This window comes from Telluria sp. PB2R4, from assembly GCF_059685695.1.
Window position 1 is genome coordinate 81720 of record NZ_JCASIC010000009.1, and the last position, 16697, is coordinate 98416.

At 67.7% G+C, this 16697-nt stretch carries 15 protein-coding genes and 1 riboswitch; of the genes, 6 read left to right on the top strand and 9 right to left on the bottom strand.

The features are described from left to right. Positions 1-34 precede the first annotated feature (34 nt). Positions 35-1258, bottom strand: a complete 1224-nt coding sequence (locus AC56LU_RS15845) for a protease complex subunit PrcB family protein (protein WP_497176575.1) — start codon at positions 1256-1258, stop codon at positions 35-37. A 266-nt stretch (positions 1259-1524) separates the two neighbouring features. On the opposite strand from AC56LU_RS15845, the gene AC56LU_RS15850 reads away from it, so the two are divergent. Both AC56LU_RS15850 and AC56LU_RS15855 read left to right on the top strand, forming a co-directional pair. Then, entirely contained in the window at positions 1525-2829 is a 1305-nt protein-coding gene (locus tag AC56LU_RS15850; protein WP_497176576.1) for an ATP-binding protein, read from the top strand. A 43-nt stretch (positions 2830-2872) separates the two neighbouring features. Continuing rightward, positions 2873-3457: a DUF6151 family protein gene (locus AC56LU_RS15855; RefSeq protein ID WP_497176577.1), complete on the top strand. Its 585-nt coding sequence runs from the start codon at positions 2873-2875 to the stop codon at positions 3455-3457. An 18-nt stretch (positions 3458-3475) separates the two neighbouring features. Here the strand turns inward: AC56LU_RS15855 and AC56LU_RS15860 are convergent, their stop codons facing one another. The 4 genes from AC56LU_RS15860 to AC56LU_RS15875 all read right to left on the bottom strand — a co-directional run bounded on the left by AC56LU_RS15860 (position 3476) and on the right by AC56LU_RS15875 (position 7465). Then, positions 3476-3805: a hypothetical protein gene (locus AC56LU_RS15860; RefSeq protein ID WP_497176578.1), complete on the bottom strand. Its 330-nt coding sequence runs from the start codon at positions 3803-3805 to the stop codon at positions 3476-3478. Then, entirely contained in the window at positions 3802-4464 is a 663-nt protein-coding gene (locus AC56LU_RS15865) for a thiol:disulfide interchange protein DsbA/DsbL (RefSeq protein ID WP_497176579.1), read from the bottom strand. The genes AC56LU_RS15860 and AC56LU_RS15865 overlap by 4 nt, the downstream gene beginning before the upstream one ends. 128 nt (positions 4465-4592) lie before the next feature. Beyond that, positions 4593-5471 carry a cobalamin-binding protein gene (locus AC56LU_RS15870; RefSeq protein ID WP_497176580.1) on the bottom strand — a complete coding sequence of 293 codons (879 nt, stop codon included), beginning with the start codon at positions 5469-5471 and terminating at the stop codon, positions 4593-4595. 20 nt (positions 5472-5491) lie between these two features. After that, on the bottom strand, positions 5492-7465 hold the full coding sequence (locus tag AC56LU_RS15875) for a TonB-dependent receptor (RefSeq protein WP_497176581.1): 1974 nt from the start codon (positions 7463-7465) through the stop codon (positions 5492-5494). 82 nt (positions 7466-7547) lie between these two features. After that, positions 7548-7778: riboswitch (cobalamin riboswitch) on the bottom strand. A gap of 127 nt (positions 7779-7905) precedes the next feature. Between AC56LU_RS15875 and AC56LU_RS15880 the strand changes: the two genes are divergently transcribed. From AC56LU_RS15880 to AC56LU_RS15890, 3 genes are read left to right on the top strand one after another with little or no spacing between them, the layout of a single operon-like run. Beyond that, on the top strand, positions 7906-10122 hold the full coding sequence (locus AC56LU_RS15880; protein WP_497176582.1) for a M1 family metallopeptidase: 2217 nt from the start codon (positions 7906-7908) through the stop codon (positions 10120-10122). Beyond that, positions 10119-11030, top strand: a complete 912-nt coding sequence (locus AC56LU_RS15885) for a hypothetical protein (RefSeq protein ID WP_497176583.1) — start codon at positions 10119-10121, stop codon at positions 11028-11030. Before AC56LU_RS15880 ends, AC56LU_RS15885 begins: the two co-directional genes overlap by 4 nt. A gap of 48 nt (positions 11031-11078) precedes the next feature. Beyond that, positions 11079-11873: a DODA-type extradiol aromatic ring-opening family dioxygenase gene (locus AC56LU_RS15890; RefSeq protein WP_497176584.1), complete on the top strand. Its 795-nt coding sequence runs from the start codon at positions 11079-11081 to the stop codon at positions 11871-11873. A 13-nt stretch (positions 11874-11886) separates the two neighbouring features. On the opposite strand, the gene ylqF is transcribed toward AC56LU_RS15890, so the two are convergent. After that, complete coding sequence (gene ylqF, locus AC56LU_RS15895; RefSeq protein ID WP_497176585.1) at positions 11887-12834, bottom strand: ribosome biogenesis GTPase YlqF; 948 nt, start codon at positions 12832-12834, stop codon at positions 11887-11889. A gap of 166 nt (positions 12835-13000) precedes the next feature. On the opposite strand from ylqF, the gene AC56LU_RS15900 reads away from it, so the two are divergent. Next, positions 13001-13153 carry a hypothetical protein gene (locus AC56LU_RS15900; RefSeq protein WP_497176586.1) on the top strand — a complete coding sequence of 51 codons (153 nt, stop codon included), beginning with the start codon at positions 13001-13003 and terminating at the stop codon, positions 13151-13153. On the opposite strand, the gene AC56LU_RS15905 is transcribed toward AC56LU_RS15900, so the two are convergent. The 3 genes from AC56LU_RS15905 to AC56LU_RS15915 all read right to left on the bottom strand — a co-directional run bounded on the left by AC56LU_RS15905 (position 13150) and on the right by AC56LU_RS15915 (position 16688). Further along, entirely contained in the window at positions 13150-14376 is a 1227-nt protein-coding gene (locus AC56LU_RS15905) for a lanthionine synthetase C family protein (protein WP_497176587.1), read from the bottom strand. The two genes, AC56LU_RS15900 and AC56LU_RS15905, sit on opposite strands and share 4 nt — an antisense overlap. Positions 14377-14428: 52 nt before the next feature. Further along, on the bottom strand, positions 14429-15691 hold the full coding sequence (locus AC56LU_RS15910; protein ID WP_497176588.1) for a hypothetical protein: 1263 nt from the start codon (positions 15689-15691) through the stop codon (positions 14429-14431). 103 nt (positions 15692-15794) lie between these two features. After that, positions 15795-16688, bottom strand: a complete 894-nt coding sequence (locus tag AC56LU_RS15915) for a hypothetical protein (RefSeq protein WP_497176589.1) — start codon at positions 16686-16688, stop codon at positions 15795-15797. Between the last annotated feature and the right edge of the window lie 9 nt (positions 16689-16697).

Genomic DNA, 16697 nt, shown 5'->3' on the forward strand with positions numbered 1-16697 from the left:
TTTTACGTCGAGCAAGCCGAACGCTCACCTATTGTTACTGGTTGGTACGGGTTTCCGTGACAAACTCAAGCGGCGCCTCGCTCCGGTTCACCACGACCAGGTGCGCCGGATAGACGATCATCATGCCGCACATGATGCCGGGGCCCGGCTCGGTATCGACGATGCCGACGCTCAGCTTGCCGTCGCGGAAGTCCACCGAGCGGATCCCACCGCCATGACAAGTGCTGGGCTTCGGACCGCGGAATACGCCGATGACCATCTGCTTGCTGAAATCGATCTTCGGCAGGGCATGCTCGGCGCCCGCGTGCTCGGCCCACAGGCTGGCCCAGGCTGCCTCATCACGCACGACGACATTGCGTTGCGCATGGATTCCGGTACGAACTTGCGGCTCGACCGTCGTGAAGTTGATGTAAGCGGACACGATCTTGCGGATCTCGACCGGCGCATCGACCTTCGGCACCGCCACCACGCGCATCGGTTGGGTAATGGCCGCCAGACACAGCGCCACCGGCGACATATCGCGAATTTCGTACTCGACCAGCAGCTTGCCGTCCTTCGAACCGACATGCACCACGTCGAAGCTGCCGCAGACCGGGTTATTACCCTGGAACACGGCCACCAGCATCGTGCGCGAAAAGTCGACGTCGGGCGCCGCGATGCGGGTCTTGCTGTGTTCGGCCCAAAGGGCGGACCAGGCGGCGGCGTCCCTGATCACGACTTCGCGTGGCGTCTCGATGTTCGAGAAGCTGTCGCTGACGATGGTCTTGAAAGCAACCGGGGTGCCCGACTTCGGCAGGAAGCTGACCGGCTCGACCTTGTGACCGGCGCCCAGGCCGAGGTCGGCCATGTCGAGGTTCTTGAGCATGGTGTCGAACAGCGCACGGGCGCTTTCGTCGCTGCAGCTGGTGCGCGGGCCGGCGATGCTGTCGCCGGCCGTGCACAGCACGGCCTGCGGGGTCGCGCCCATCAGGGTCTGGCCAGTGGCATTGTCGGCGCAGTTGCCGGCGCGGTCCCACAGCACATACTTGCTGTCGACGACATACAGATTGTTGCGGGTCGATGCGCAGGAAGCATCCTGGGCCATCTTGATATATTCGGAAACGACCGGAACGCCACCATTCGGCTCGCCGACGGCGATGCCCTGCCCTGCCTGCCGGTTCTGCATGCTGGCGCTGCCATCGCTGCCACCACCGCCGCAGGCTGCCAGGATCATGCCAACCAACGTGGCAGTGACGAAAGTGCGTCCAAGCGTGATCATGTTCTTGTTCTCCACTGATCGTTTCCTTATGAATAAAAAAACCCGCCGACACTCGCATATCAGGCGGGCAAACGGAAAACCTGAAAAATCCTTTCCTGATGTTGAGCATCATAAGAATTCCTGCGATTTCATTCCCCCTATAACTGTCGGGGAATTGTCATCAATTTGTAGAACGTTCCCGATGACCGATTGCTCCTATACAATGCCGGCGGAGGAGAGACTATGTATGTAGCACACCGTAACCGTGAGTTATACAGGATGGGCTCGTGAACCGGATTTTCTTCCGTTTCTTCGTGCTGGTCATGCTGTCGATCACGGCGGCCACCTTCGTGATTTATTTCGCCTTCAGCCGGCTGTTCGGGGATCCGCTCGAGGACATCGCACGCCGCCAGGCGGCCGCCCAGATCTTCCTGCTGGAACAATATGTCGACCAGGCCCCGGCGGACGAATGGCTGGCGCGCCTGAACAATGTGCGGGTGGTGTCGGATGTGCGCTACGACCTGATTCCCCTGGCGCAGGCGCGCGACATCCTGCCTGCCGGCCAGCGCGCGCTGCTGGACCGTGGCGAGCTGGTGCTCGATCCGGCCAGGCGCAGCTTCTACCGCCGCGTCGACCTGGACGGCGAACGCTATATCGGCAGCCATGAAGAAGTGCTGCACGCGCAAGACCTGCCGGTGGACATCGCGCAGGCGCTCAAGATGGAAGCGCTGCGCTATGTGATCGTGGCGGTGGCGCTGCTGGTGCCGATCGCGCTGTGGTCGCGCGCGCACTGGCAGGGGCTGCAGTCGCTGTCGCGCCTGGCGGACGCCTTCGGCAGCGGCAAGCTGACCGCGCGCTCACAGATGAAACCGTCGGCCTCGATCTATCCGCTGGCCGAGCGCATCAACCACATGGCCGACCGTATCGAAGACCTGCTCGAAGCGCAGAAAAGCCTGCTGCACTCGGTGTCGCACGAGCTGCGCACGCCGATCGCGCGGCTCGAGTTCGGCCTGGAGCTGCTGGACGCGCGCGCCAAGGATCCCGACCTGAGCAAGCGCGTCAAGGCGATGGAAGGCGACCTGCGCGAACTGAATTCCCTGGTGACCGAACTGCTCGACATGAGCAAGCTCGACAGCGCACGCACGCTCCGGATCGAGCCGGTGGCGCTGAGCGAGGTCCTGCGCGAATGCACCGGGATGTTGCCGCCCTCGACGCACGCGCTCGACTGCCAGCTCCCCGACGAGCTGGGCGCACTGGCGCTCGACCGGCGCCTGCTGGCGCGCGCCGTCTGCAACCTGCTGCGCAATGCCCAGAAATACGCGGGCAGCCGCATCCTGCTGTCGGCAGCCCGCCATGCGGGCGACGGCGTCGAGATCACGGTGGACGACGACGGCCCCGGCATCCCGCTCGAGGAACGCGAGAAGGTGTTCGAACCGTTCTACCGGCTCGACCGCAGCCGCGACCGTGCCACCGGCGGCTTCGGCCTGGGCCTGTCGATCGCGCGCAAGGCCGTGGCCCTGCACGGCGGCAGCCTGCGCGCGGAAAGCTCGCCGCTGGGCGGGGCGCGCTTCGTGATCACCCTGCCCGCCTGAACCAAACCATCGACAACCGAAACATCCCGAGTGGAGACATGACATGACGATCGCCTTACGCTGCCGCTGCGGCCAGTTGCGCGGCCAGGTCGACGAGCGCCGCGTGGCGGCGCGCGCCGTCTGCTATTGCAAGGATTGCCAGGCCTACGGCCGTTTCCTCGGCACGGGCGTGCTGGACAGCGCGGGCGGCACCGAGGTGGCCGCCACCCTGCCCGCCGCGGTGCGCTTTGACGCCGGCCTGGAACACCTGGCCTGCATGTCGCTCGGCCCGAAAGGACTGTACCGCTGGTACGCCAGCTGCTGCCGCACGCCGATCGGCAATACGCCGCGCGATCCGCGCACTGCTTATGTCGGGCTGGTGCGCGCCTGCCTGGATGCGTCCGATGAGGAGCTCGCGCGTACACTCGGCCCGCTGCGCTGCCGGGTCGAGACGGAGTCGGCATCGGGGCAGGTAGCGTCGAGCGGACTGGCCACGGCCGGGGTGGTGTTCAAGGTGGGGACGATGCTGGTGAAGGCGCGCCTGGGCGGCGGCTACCGGGACAATCCCTTCTTCCGGCAGGGCACGAAGGACCCGGTGAAGCCGGTCCAGGTGCTGACGCTGGAAGAGAGGAAAGCGCTGACCCCATAGGATCAGCGCAAGGAAAGATCAGCGGCCGCTCTGCTCCGGCCGCGCACGGATGTGCGTGACCCCGTACCACAGGTGTTCCCACCAGTGGTCGCGCGAATGCACGGTCACCAGACATGCCTTGTCGATGCCGCCCTTGAAGAGCGGATCGGGGCATTTGTTCGTCATCAGGGCGTAGCGCTGGTTCTCGGCGTTGACGAGGGCGATCGCCAGCCAGACGGCGACGCCCGCGAAGAACACCGCCAGCGACCACGCGATGTGGTTCACATTGCTGGTCTCAAACAGGTCGTCCTCGTTGGGCCGGGACCCATCGTACATCTTGAGGACTTCGCGTTCGACATCCTTGCTCATTTCGTGGCGGCAGCCTTCTTGACGAGAGCGTCCATGACCTGGGTGGTCGCCTGCAGCATCGCGTTGACGTCCTGGATCTTGTTGGCTTCGGCCACCTGGCTCGGCGAGACCACGTACTTGCCGTCGATGATGATGGTCGGGGTACCGGAGACCTTGTAGGCGCTGGAGACCTGCTGCAGGCGGCGCAGCTTGGTGGTGACGCCGAACGAGTTCCAGGTTTCCATGAACTTGGCGCGGTCCAGGCCATTCTTGACCGCCCACTCGATGATCTGGTCATCCTTCATCAGGCGCTGGCGCTGAACGTGCACGGCCTGGAACACGCGGTGGTGGTACTGGTCGAGCTTGCCCATCGCCTCGAGGGTCAGGAACAGGTGGGCTTCCGGATCCGCCGGGCCCTGGAACGGCAGGTGGATGCGGCGCACCTGGATGTTGTCGCCCTGCTTCTTGACCCAGCCGTTGAAGGCCGGTTCCAGCATGTTGCAGGCCGGGCAGTGGTAAGCGAAGAATTCGATGACCTCGACCTTCTTGCCCGTCGCCTGCACCGGCTGTGGCGCGGCCAGGGTCTGGTAATCGACACCGTTCTTCGGGTCGGCAGGCGACGCGAACGCGGTACTGGCGACCATGGTGGCGGCGATGAGGGCAAAACGCAGAGAACGCATAGGTTTCCTTCCACAATTGATTGAGCAAACGCCGGCAGGTTACCACTTTTTTGGCCCTTCATTCTGAGGAAGGGCTGAATTTTGCATTTGCTTACGGAATTAACTTGGGGACACGGAGGATGGATCAGTCACTTCGGCCGACGCTGCCGCACCCCTTCCAACGCCTCGCACAACAACGCAGCCCCGTCTACGGCCCGCGGCCCCGGGCGCGTCAGCAATTCGCCATCCACCGTCAGCAGGTTGCCCCGTTTCACAGCTGTCATGGTCTTGTATGGCGCCCACAGCTTGAGCCCCGGGTTGGCCGGATCGTAGCGCTTGCCCGCCATGATCGCCTCCGGATCGGCTGCCAGCACCGCCTCGATGCCGACTTCCGGCGCCACGACGCTCAAGCTGCCGAACACGTTGCGCCCGCCGCAGACGCGGATCGCGTCGCTGGCGATCTGGGCATCGTTGAGCGTGTACAGCGGCTGGTCCCAGATCTGGTAGAACACGGTTACCGGCGCGCGCCTGGCGTAGCGCGCCTCCAGGCCGGCCAGCCTGGCGCGCAGGGCGCCAGCGGCGCTTGCCGCCGCTGCCTGCGTGCCCAGCAACTGCCCCAGGCGCTCGACGTTGTCGGCCACCTGCCCCAGCTTGCGCGGCTCGCTGTGGAAGACCGGTACGCCCAGCGACTCGATCTGGGCAATCTGGCGCGCCGTGTTCCCGGTATGCCAGACCACGACCAGGTCGGGTTTCAAGGCCAGCACCCGCTCCATGTCGATCACGCTGTTGCTGCCGACCAGCGGAATCTTTTTGGCCGCCTCCGGATAGTCGCTGTAGTTCATCGCCCCGACCACCCGCGCGCCGCCGCCGGCCGCGAACAGCAGTTCGGTGGCGTGCGGCGCCATCGAGATGACGCGCCGCGCCGGCTGCTGCACGGTAACGCGGCGGCCGGCATCGTCGACCACGGTCACCGCCGCCTGGGCAGGGGCAGCGGCGGAGGCCAGGGCCAGGACCAGCAAGGCAGCCATGAATTGTCGGGACGCGGCCATCAGAAGTCGTAGCGCAGCGACAGCTTCAGCTGGCGGCCGTCGCTCGGGTAGATGCCCGAGCGGCAGCCGAAGGCGTTGCTGTAGTACTGGCGGTCCGCCAGGTTGAGCGCGGTGACGGCCGCTTCCCAGCCGGCCACACGGTAGGCGTAGCGCGCATCGATGGTGGTATATGACGGAATGCGCGCGCCGCAGCTGTTGCTGAAGTCGTTGCCGTAGCGCTGGCTGTCGACCCACTGGGCGCCGATGTCGGCGCTGTGGCCACCCGCAGGAGTCCAGGCTGCGCGCACGGTGACGACGTTCTTCGGCACCAGCACCATCTCGCGGCCTGCGTTGGGGCCGGCGGTGAACTCGGCCTCGACGCGCTGCCACTGGCCGGTCAGGCGCAGGTCGTTCGCCAAGGCATAACGCGCTTCCAGCTCCAGGCCCTGGCGGCGGGTCGGATCGAGGTTGGTGTTGGCGCCCCAGCCGATGGTCGGGTCGTAGAAGATCTCGTCCGTCAGGCGGTGGCGGAACAGGCGCGCGCTCAGCTGGCGCTCGGCGCCCCCAAGGGTCACACCCAGCTCCAGGTCGCGCGAGGTCTGCGGCGCCAGCACTTCGGGACCGGAGCGCAGGCTGTTCTCGTCCACGTTGGCGATGCGGTAGCTGCGGCCCGCCTTGGCGAAGAGGTTCACCTGCGGCAGCACGTCGACGCTCCCCTCCAGCGACCAGGCATTGATCGACTGCTTGCGGTGCTCGTTCAGCACCGGCGGGAAGGCCAGCGGGTCGGAGTAGTCCTTGGTGAAGCGTTCGTGGCGGCCACCAAACGCCAGCCGCGCGTTATTGGGGGCATTCCACAGGACTTCGTTGCGCAGGTAGAAGGCCTTCGAGTCCTGCTCGGCATCGCCGCGCGAGAAATCCGAGCTGGTCTGGCGCTCCCAGCGCACCAGGTCGATGCCCGCAACCAGTTCGTTGCGCTTGTCGCCCAGGCTGACCGTGTGGCGCAGGCGCGGCGAGAACTGGGTCTGGCTGGCGTCGTAGCGCGAGCGCGAAGCGACTTTCGTGCCGCCGCTCAGGTAGAAATAATTGGCCTCGACCTCGCGTTCACGCCGCGACAGCTCGGCCGCCAGCTCGACGGCGCCGATGCGGTGTTCCACGAAGGCGCTGAGGCGGTCGGTATCGAGGGTGCCGAAATCGTCCGGCGTGAAGGTCTGGCGCGGATTGGCCAGGAACTGTGCTTCGGTCAGGGAGCCGGGGAAGCGCGCGTCCTGCTCCGAGCGCTCGAAGCGCAGGCCGGCGCGGCCGGCGCCATAGCGGACCTGCACGCCGCCGCTGGCGGTCTTCTGCTTGAATTCGCTGTTGGCGCGGTAGTTGTCGGTGCCGCGGTCGGCCAGCGCCAGGTCGAAGGCCAGCGGGCCGGCGCCATGGGTCAGCGAGGCGCGCAGGTCGTGGGCATCGAAGCGTCCGGCCTCGGCGAACAGCGAGCCGTGGGTGCCCTGCTCGGCGGCGCGGCGCGTGATGATGTTGATCACGCCGCCGGTCGCGCCTTCGCCGTACAGCACGCTGCTGCCGCCGCGCACGATCTCGATGCGCTCGACGGTATCGACCGGGATGCTCGACAGCACGGCATTGGTCAGTTCGTTCTCGTTCAGGCGCACGCCGTCGACCAGGATCACCAGGTTCTGGGCGCTGTTGGCGCCGAAGCCGCGCAGGTCGAGCGCGAAGTCGGGCGAGGCGTCCAGGCTCTGGCGGCCGTACACAGCGCCGACCTTGCGGATCGCCGCATTGACGTCAGTGGCGCCGGCGCGGCGGATGTCCTCGGCGGTGATCACGGTAGCGCCGATCGGCGCGCTGGCGGCTTGCGCCGGGAAGCGCGCGCCGGTGATGACGATCGAGGCCGGGGCATCCGACGCAACGGTGTCGGCGGCTGCATTGGCGGCCAGGACGGACAGGGACAAAGCGCAGGCCAGCGCGAGCGGCTTGATGGCAAATTTCATATTGGATGTTCTCGGTAATGGCACCGGCCTGCGTCCCCGCACACCGGAGTTCAACGGAAGCCGCGCTTGTCATGGACACGCGCGTGCTTCCACCTGTCTGGCCGGTATCCGGGCTTGCAAGACTGACTGCCCCACCTTCCTATGCTTGCGCACAGTGGTTTTCGAGGCAGCCTGTCATCAGAGTCGATGACGCTTGTTGACCGTTGCGGGGGCAGCACACGTTAGCGTTGGCGCGCAGCGCCTTTGCCTCGTGTTTCCCGTTTAACTGCGCATGCGGATCGCATGCGCGGGCACCAGAACGCCGCGATTATAACCTGACAAGCTTTTCCCGCATTCCGTCGCCTTATTTGTACTTCTATCCTAAACGCTTGGAAATTTTTTAATCTTCTGGCTATAGTCGGACGCATACCAGAACAACATCGACCGAAAGGGAGTCCTGCATGCAGATTCTAGGAAGCCGACACGGCTTGCGCGCGCTTCTCGTGGCGGCATTGCTGGCCGCAGGGGCTGGCTCGGCCTGGTTCGCCCAGGCCGACGCGCCTGCGCCGGCCAGCACGCCCTCGCTGGACGGCATCGCGCTGGCGGCGCCCAATGCCGCCGCCGTCACCGTACCGAGCAGCCTGGATGCCTGGGGCGGCATCCGCGACGGCGACCACGCGACGCTGTCCGACCGCGTGGTGAGCTACCGCATCGCCGCCACGCTTGACCCGGACAAGCACCTCGTCACCGGCCAGCAGCAGCTCACCTGGCGCAACCGCAGCGCGGTACCGGTGCGCAGCGTCTACGTGCACCTCTACATGAACGCCTTCGAGGGCGAGGGCAGCAGCTTCTTCACCGAGCAGCGCCTGCGCGGCGAAGGTTTTCGCAGCGGCGTCGACCTGGGCGAGGGCAACTGGGGCCACATTGCCCTGCGCAGCATCAAGCAGGGCGGCGCGGCGGTGCCGTGGCGCTTCGTCCAGCCCGACGGAGGCCCGGCCACCGACCACACGGTGGCGCGCCTCGACCTGCCCGAGCCGGTGGCGCCGGGCGCGGCCACGACGCTCGACATGGCCTTTGCCACCCAGCTGCCGCGCGTGATCGCACGCACCGGCTACTTCGGCAGCTTCCACCTGGTGGCGCAATGGTTCCCGAAGATCGCCGTGCTCGAACTGCCGGGCGAGCGCGGGGCCACGGCGCCGCGCTGGAACGCCCATGAGTTCCACATGGAGTCCGAGTTCTACGCCGATTTCGGCAGCTACGATGTGAGCCTCACCGTCCCCAAGGGGTATACGGTCGGCGCCACCGGCGAACTGCAGGGCGCGCCCGTCGAGAAGAACGGCATGCTCACCCACCGCTACGTGCAGCACGACGTGCACGATTTCGCCTGGACCGCGGACAAGCGCAGCGCCCGCCCGCTGGTCGAGACCTGGACCGGCCCGGGCAGCCCCACCGTGACGGTACGGGTGCTCTACCCGCCGGAGTACGAGGCCAGCGCCAAGCCGGCGATGAAAGCGGCCAAGGATTCGCTGGCCTACTTCTCGCGCAAGCTCGGCCCCTACCCCTACCGCACGCTCACCGTGGTGATCCCGCCCTACAACGCGCAGGAAGCGGGCGGCATGGAATACCCGACCTTCATCACCGCGTCCGGCCATGCCGAGGTTGCGCCCAGGTCGCTGGACGAATATGCACTCGACACGGTCACCATCCACGAGTTCGGCCATGGCTACTTCTACGGCATCCTGGCCAGCAACGAGTTCGAGGAACCGCTGCTCGACGAGGGCCTGACTTCCTATTGGGAGAGCCGCATGATGCGCGAGCGCCGCCAGCTGGTGTACCCGGCGCCGGCTTTCCTGAAGCGGATCGGCATCGACCCGGCATTCGACAGCTTCGATATCAGCCGCCTGGGCACGCCGCGCGAGCGGCCGGCCGACGCCCCGGGCCAGAACGCCTGGAACCGCCTGCAGGGAATCGGGCCGGTATACACCCGCAGTGCGGTCATACTGCGCGACCTCGAGGAACGCATCGGCCTTGAGGCGATGGAACGCGGCTTCAAGGAATACTACCGGCGCTGGAAGTTCCGCCACCCGAGCATCGCCGACCTGCGCGAGGCGCTGGCCGACGGCAGCGGCGAGCGTGCCGCCGTCGAGGAGGTGTTCGCGCAGCAGGTGTATGCGGTTGCGCGCGTCGATGACAAGCTTGCCAAGCTCTCGAGCGAAGAAGTACTGCCGCTGGCCGGCACCCGCCTCACCGACGGCAAGCGCGTCACGGATACTCAGGTCGAAGTCGACAAACACGTGGCGAAGTTGCGCGCGGACTGGAAAAAGGCCAACCCGGGTGCAGGCAAAAGCGCCGGCCCCTTCCCCTGGCGTACCGAGGTCACCGTGCGCCGCGACGGCGCCAGCGTGCCGCAGACGCTGGTGGTGCGTTTCGCCGACGGCAGCAGCGAGACGGTGGCCTGGAAGGCCGCCTCGCCGGACGAAAAATGGCGCAGCTTCACCTTCGTGAAGCCGGCGCGCGCCGTGTCGGCCGAGCTGGATCCGCGCCGCAGCCACTACCTCGACGTGAACAAGCTCGACGACAGCCGCACCATCGAACCCAACCGCAGCGCCTCGACCCGCTGGGCGAGCGACGCGGCGGCCTTCTATCAACTCATCCTGTCCCTGATCGCCAACGTATGACGACCACGACCGCTCCCCTCGCGCCGGCCCGGGCGCCACAGGCCGCCCCTGGCGCCCGCCGCAGTGTCCTGCTAGCCCTGCGCCCTGCCCTGCAATGGCGCCTGCTGCTGCTCTGGCTGCTGGCCCTGCTGCTGCCCACCCTGGCAGCCGCGCTGCCGGTCTGGACCTGGCTGGGCGCCGCTTTCGACCGCACGGCCGGGGCAGCTGCCCTGGCCCAGCGCCTCGACCTGGTGGCAATCGCCGACCTGGTCGGCCTGCACGCGCAGCACGCCTCGGCCGTCAAGGCCGGCGGCAGCGTCGCGCTGGTGCTGACGCTGCTGCTGTCGCCACTCCTGACCGGCGCCGCCATCACGGCCGCGCGCGCCCCGGCACCGCTCGGCTTCGCGCAGCTGGCTGCCGGCGGCGTGCGCGAATACGGGCGCCTGCTGCGCATGCTGCTCTGGGCCGTCGTGCCACTCGGCGTGGCGGCTTTCCTGGGCGGGATGGTGGCCTCCGTGGCCGACCAGCCCGACGCCGTGCTCGAGTCCTCGGCGGCCAACGCGGCCTTGGCCGCCCTGCTGGTCGGCGCCCTGCTCCTGCTGCTGGCCCACGCGACCCTAGATGCCGGCCGCGCGGTGCTGGCGCTGGACCGCCGCCGCACCTCGGCGGTGCTGGCCTGGTGCGACGGCCTTGGCCTGATGGCGCGCCGGCCGCTGGCCATGTTCGGCCTGTATGCCGGCATCACCCTGGCCGGGCTGGTCCTGGCCGGTGCGCTGGCGGCGGCGCGCCTGAACCTGCCGGCGCTGGGCGCGGGCAGCTTTCTCGGCGGGCTGCTGCTGACCCAGCTGGCGGTGCTGGCGCTGGCCTGGATGCGCTGCGCGCGCCTGTTCGGGCTGATGGAACTGGCACGGGGCGCCGGCGCACGCTGAGTTTCGCGATCGGCTACCATGGGTGCTTCGACTGAACGAGGAGCACCCATGCGATTGCCCAGCTATTTCGTGTCGCACGGCGGCGGACCGTGGCCGTGGATGAAGGAACAGACCGGCAGCGCCTACGACAAACTGGCGGCCTCGCTGGCCGCGATCCGGCAGGCCCATGGCGACGCCGTGAAGGCGGTGCTGGTCGTGACCAGTCACTGGGAGACGCCGGGCTTCATGGTGTCGTCAGGCAGCGCGCCCGGCATGATCTACGACTACGGCGGATTCCCGCCACACACCTACCAGATTACTTATCCGGCACCCGGCAACCCGGCGCTGGCGGAGCAGGTCGCCGCGCTCCTGGGCGCCGCCGGACACCCGGCAGGGCTCGATCCCACGCGCGGTTTCGACCATGGCACGTTTTCGATGCTGTATCCGGTCTATCCGGAGGCGCAGATGCCGGTGGTGCAGCTGTCCTTGCGGCGCGACCTCGACCCGCAGGCCCACATCGAGGCCGGCCGCGCGCTGGCGCCGCTGCGCGACGAAGGGGTGCTGATCCTGGGCAGCGGGCTGTCCTTCCATAACCTGCGCCAGTTCGGCCCAAGCGGGGCTGCGGCCTCGAGCGCCTTCGACGGCTGGCTGCAGGAAACGATGGCGCTGGCGCCGCGCGAACGCACCGCGGCGCTGCTGCGCTGGGAAGAAGCGCCGATGGCGCGGGCGGCGCATCCGCGCGAGGAACACCTGCTGCCGCTGATGGTGGCGCTGGGCGCCGCCGAAGAGGAGCCGGCGGCGTGCGTGTATCACGAAGAGGATTTCTTTGGGTCGCTGACGGTATCCAGTTTCCGGTTCGGTTGACCCGAAACGACGCTTATGTACCGCGCTTGCCGCGCGCGGCTTCCTCGGCCTTCGCCGCCGCCTTCTCTTCGGCGATGCGCGCCTTCTCCGCCACCTCCGCCGCATGGCGCGCCAGCGCCGCGGCGCGGGTCTCCGGCGTTTCGAGGCTGATCCGCCCCAGCGCCCCGGTGCGGTAGTCGTGCAGCAGCACGTGCGCCGCCTTCTCGTAGTCGAACTCGCCGCCGCGCACGCGGAAGCCGCGGCGCTGGGCCACGTGCTCGATCACGGAGATGCCGTCCAGCCCCTCGGTCTGGAAGCCGTAGCGCGCCGTCAGCAGCTGCGGGTAGCGCTCCAGCATGAAGTTGCCCAGGAATTCCGCGATTTCCGTTTCGATCAGCGCATTCGTGCCGACCGCGTGGCTGGCCGCCAGCATCAGGCCGTCGCTCGCCATCGCGATCTTCGGCCACAGCATGCCCGGGGTGTCGACCAGCACGATGTGCTTGCCGAGGTAGAGCTTCTGCTGGACCTTGGTCACGGCGGGCTCGTCGCCCACCTTGGCGACCCGCTTCTTGAGCAGCGCGTTCATCAGGGTCGACTTGCCGACGTTCGGGATGCCCATGATCATGATGCGCAGCGGCTTGGTCGGCACGCCGCGGTGCGGCGCCAGCGACTGGCAGATGTCCGGGATGCGGGCGACGTCGCCCGGCTTCTTGGTCGTCATCGGGTAGGCGGTCACGCCTTCCTGGGCGTCGTAATACGCCTTCCAGGCCGCCGTGGCCGCCGGGTCGGCCAGGTCGACCTTGTTCAAGATCTTGAGGCAGGGACGCTGGCGGAACTTGCGCAACTGTTCTACCAGCGGGTTGCAGCTCGCCTCGGGCAGGCGGGCGTCGAGGACTTCGATCACCAGATCGGTGTTCTCCATCTGCTCGGCGGCTTCCTTCTTGGCCGCGTTCATGTGCCCCGGGAACCATTGTATCGACATGCTGTGCTTTCTAAATCTTCGTCAGGACGCTATTTTACGCTGCGGGCCGGCTTCGGAAACAACAGCATACCCGACCGCGCTATCCATTGATCCCCAGCAACGCATTGGCGCGACACCGGCGCACACTCCAGATTCCGCCCGCTGGGCCGCATTCGGGAGAATCATCATGCGTCACATGCCAAAGACGTCGCCACCGCGCTGGGCCGCCATCGAGCTGCCGCCGAAGAAGCCGCTGGGCCGCTGGGTCGCGTTCGGCATCCTGTGCGTGATGATCGGCGCCGCCTGCCTGGTCGAGCGTTTTCCGCTGCTGCAGGGCTAGGGCGATCTCGCGGACGCCGGACCGAAGAACACATCCAGCGTCGGAAAGCGCGCGCTGGCGTGGACGCAATCCCTTAAATAGACAGCCAGACCCAGGTCGCCGGTCCACAGCGAATACCGCAGTTGTCCGTATGCGAGCGCATCGCGCTCGTACTGCAGAAGGGCGTGCATGGCGAAAGCGCGGGCGCGCGCGAGCCACACCGGATCCCCGGTGCGCTGGTAGAGGACCAGGAAGGCATAACCGTTCCCCGCGGTCCCGTGGCACAGGTTGGATCCCTTGGCCAGCGGCCCGGCCGCCCAGGTGGCCGCCCCCGCGGCCAGCAGCAGCTCGTCGAGCTCCTCGCCGGGAAAGCCGGCCAGGCTGATGACGAAGCCCGGTGCACCGTGGCAGAACTGCAGCAGCTTCTTGGCGTTTTCCCGTTCGGTGCCGATCAGTTGCGGGTGCCAGTTGACCTGCCCACCCTCGCCCACCGCGGTGCGGCGCACGGTGTTGGCGATGCAGTCCTGCCACCGCTGCCACGCGGCCTCGCCCAGCAGGTGGCGGCCCTTGATGAGCGGCGCCGCCGTCGCCACGAAACCGTGCACGGCGTCCAGGTAGCTGCTGGTGCGCCCGTACAGTTCCTGGGTCCAGTAGGCGCACCCATGCTCGCCGGACCAAAGGAGCTGCGTCCACAGCGTTTCCGCGGTCTGGCGGAAAATCTCGGCCCAGCGCGCGTCGCCGGTATGCCCGTGCAGGAGCAGCGCGGCCAGCAGGGTGCCGGGAGCACCCCACATCAGTTCCCGTGCCGGGTGCGTCCGGTTGGCCGCAAGCAGCCGCGCCAGTTCATCGCCGAGCGCCGGGCAGCGTCCCAGGGCCATCATCAGGATCGGCGTGTCGCCCATCAGCCAGGACGCGTGTTCACCGGGCGCATTGGCATCCAGCCATGCGCGGTTGGCGGCAAGCAGGTCTTGCCATTCGCCTAGGTAATCGCGGGCCAAGCTGGCCGCTTTGCAGTCCTGCAGGTAGTGCAGCGCCCAGATCACCCCGGTGGCGCCGTGGTACAGCGGCGTCTCTACCGGGTCCGGGTCATCCCCTTCGCGGTCCAGCGCGTGGACCGGCCAGTAGCGGCCCTCGCGGCACGCCGCCTCGGTCCGCGCCACGATGTCGCGGATGGCGGCGTGCGCCCGGTCTTGGTTCCAGGTGTGCGCCTCCAATTGCTCGTGGCGCGCGGGGTCGTACAGCATGTTGTGGACTCGCGTGGACAGGGTCGGACAAGCGCAGGATTGTCGCACACTGTCAGCGCACCGGATCGCAGGCGTCTGGCGGCAGCGGCAGGCTCGGGTCGAAGGCGGTCAGCTGTTCCCTCGCGGCCTTGCGGTCTTTCGCGTACTCGGCCAGGTAGCGCGAACGCTCCTCGCTGTCCCACTCGGCGTCGGACACGCCCTTCAGCGTCTGGGTGCGGCTGGCGAACACCGGCCCTTCGAGACGCGGCATCAGGAGCCGGTCGGGGTCGACGTTCTCGCGCAGCAGGTAGCCGTCGACGTCGCGCAGCCTGAGCGGCAGCGCCGGGCGTTCGTCCGTCAAGAGCTTGCCGAACACGCTCAGCTTGATCTCACGCCCGCCCACCCCGAGCACCTCGTTGAAGGTGGCCAGGGCAAAGGGCTGGCCGCGCGCATCGTCGATCCGGCCGCTGATGATGTAGCGGCCCGGCTGGCGCACTTCCACGCCCAGGTAGAAGCCGAGCGAGCCCTTGTCCAGCGCTTCGCGCACCTGCCCGGTCCAGGTGGCCGGCAGCACCGGCGTGTAGATCACGTCGAACAAGGCAAAGCCGTTGCGCCCGCCGGCGGTGTAGCGCACCTCGGTGCGGATGGTGCCGTGAAAGCCCGCCAGGCCGGTCTGGCCCGGCGCCAGCACGCCGGCGAAGGCATTGTCGCCCGCCACGGGGTCGGCGCCGCTGCCGTCGTCGGCGAAAGCCAGCGCCACCTGCGGCGTCGGACGGCTGCTCCCGTAGGTCATGCCCTGCGCCACCGCGCGCGTGATCACCAGCGGCACGTTCTCGCCCCGGGCCGTCACCGCGCGCAGCGAGAAGGCCGCGGCTTCGCCGGCGGCCAGATACACGCGCGACTGCGAGGTCTGCAGGAACACGTTTGCATCAAGGCCGCCGCCCTCGAGCCGCATCGGGTTCATCTCGGCGATGGGCTGGTTCGGATGCAGCTGGTCCGGGTTCTGGGCTGCCGGGCGCGACTCCGTCGGGTACTTGCTGCCGGCGAGGTAGCTGCAGTAGGTATGGTCGGTGAGCTGGACTTGCTCGACCAGCAGGCGGCGGCGCCCGGCGCGCTCGCCCGGCATCGGCAGGCTGCCGCTTGAGGCCACCGGGTCGAAGAAGCGCGGCCCGGCCGGCGGCGCAGGGGCCGCCGCGATGGCCGCATCTGGCTCGCCGCGTCCGAACCAGTGCGCAAGCCAGAGCCAAAGCACGGCCAGCAGCGCGGCGCCCAGTCCGGCGAGCCAGGCGTAGCGCCGCCAGCGCGGCGCACCAGGGGGTGGCGGTCTGGAGGGCACGGTTCACCATGGGATACGCTGAGCGCGACAGTATGCCCCGCACACAGACGTGTCGGACAGCGCACGCGCAAGCGCTTGACAACCTTTTGCGCCGCGTCAACAGCTACTGCGCCGTGTTCGCGACAGCCTCGCGCACGACCCCGACGACGCCGGCCCAGTTGCCGCGGGCGTAGTGATCGAAATCTTCGCCATCGTCGCGGAACGCGACCGAGTGGTAGCCCCACTTCACGCTGCCGCCCTGGTTGTTCTCGGTGCCGAGCCGCAGGTCGTCGCAGAACCAGTCGCCGGGATTGCACAGCGAACGGCCGCCGTTGCCGGCCACGCCACCGGCGCTGTGGTAGGCCACCACCTCGTCGTCCTGGCCCGGCAGCAGGCCGGAGTAGAGCGTGCCCCGGGCGCCGGCGTACATGTAGAACCAGATGTTGCGCGTGTCGTTGTGGTTGTACATGGCGCGTGCCGTGGAGGTTTTCAGGTCTTGCACCAGCGGCTCCGAGGTGGTCCAGGCGCCGATGTTCGACAGCTCGGTGCCGCCGGCCGCGCCGGCCGCCGCGCGTACCCACTTGATGTTCCAGCCGGTCTGGCTGCCGCCGCCGTTGCCACCGCTGTTGCCGCAGACACCGCTGGTGTTCGGGCTGGCGTTCTTGATCGGGCGCGCCGAGCCGCCATAGTTGGCCAGCGTGTAGCCCATCATCAGGTCGCCCGCGCTGTAGGTGACGATGTAGCACCAGTTGTCGCCGGTGCAGAAACAGTCGAGCGCATCGCGCACCCTGCCGCTCTGCGAGGCGATGCTGCTGCGGCCATCCCAGTTGACGGCTTTCTTGTTGACCCCGGCCGGGGTCGAGGATGGGCCCCAGTAGCTGAAGTCGTTGTAGTTGCCGGGTGCGCCTTCGGGTCCGTTGCCGGCGCGGCCGTTGATCCAGAGCGTGTAGTTGGCGGCCGCCGCCATGCTTGAAGCAAGCAACAGGCATAGCGCAAACAGGGTGCGGATCGGTTTCACGGTCTTCTC

Coding starts and splice junctions, on each gene's coding strand:
- AC56LU_RS15845 (WP_497176575.1), bottom strand. CDS start 1,258: ATGATCACGCTTGGACGCACTTTCGTCACTGCCACGTTGGTTGGCATG.
- AC56LU_RS15855 (WP_497176577.1), top strand. CDS start 2,873: ATGACGATCGCCTTACGCTGCCGCTGCGGCCAGTTGCGCGGCCAGGTC.
- AC56LU_RS15860 (WP_497176578.1), bottom strand. CDS start 3,805: ATGAGCAAGGATGTCGAACGCGAAGTCCTCAAGATGTACGATGGGTCC.
- AC56LU_RS15865 (WP_497176579.1), bottom strand. CDS start 4,464: ATGCGTTCTCTGCGTTTTGCCCTCATCGCCGCCACCATGGTCGCCAGT.
- AC56LU_RS15870 (WP_497176580.1), bottom strand. CDS start 5,471: ATGGCTGCCTTGCTGGTCCTGGCCCTGGCCTCCGCCGCTGCCCCTGCC.
- AC56LU_RS15875 (WP_497176581.1), bottom strand. CDS start 7,465: ATGAAATTTGCCATCAAGCCGCTCGCGCTGGCCTGCGCTTTGTCCCTG.
- AC56LU_RS15880 (WP_497176582.1), top strand. CDS start 7,906: ATGCAGATTCTAGGAAGCCGACACGGCTTGCGCGCGCTTCTCGTGGCG.
- AC56LU_RS15885 (WP_497176583.1), top strand. CDS start 10,119: ATGACGACCACGACCGCTCCCCTCGCGCCGGCCCGGGCGCCACAGGCC.
- AC56LU_RS15890 (WP_497176584.1), top strand. CDS start 11,079: ATGCGATTGCCCAGCTATTTCGTGTCGCACGGCGGCGGACCGTGGCCG.
- ylqF (WP_497176585.1), bottom strand. CDS start 12,834: ATGTCGATACAATGGTTCCCGGGGCACATGAACGCGGCCAAGAAGGAA.
- AC56LU_RS15900 (WP_497176586.1), top strand. CDS start 13,001: ATGCGTCACATGCCAAAGACGTCGCCACCGCGCTGGGCCGCCATCGAG.
- AC56LU_RS15905 (WP_497176587.1), bottom strand. CDS start 14,376: ATGCTGTACGACCCCGCGCGCCACGAGCAATTGGAGGCGCACACCTGG.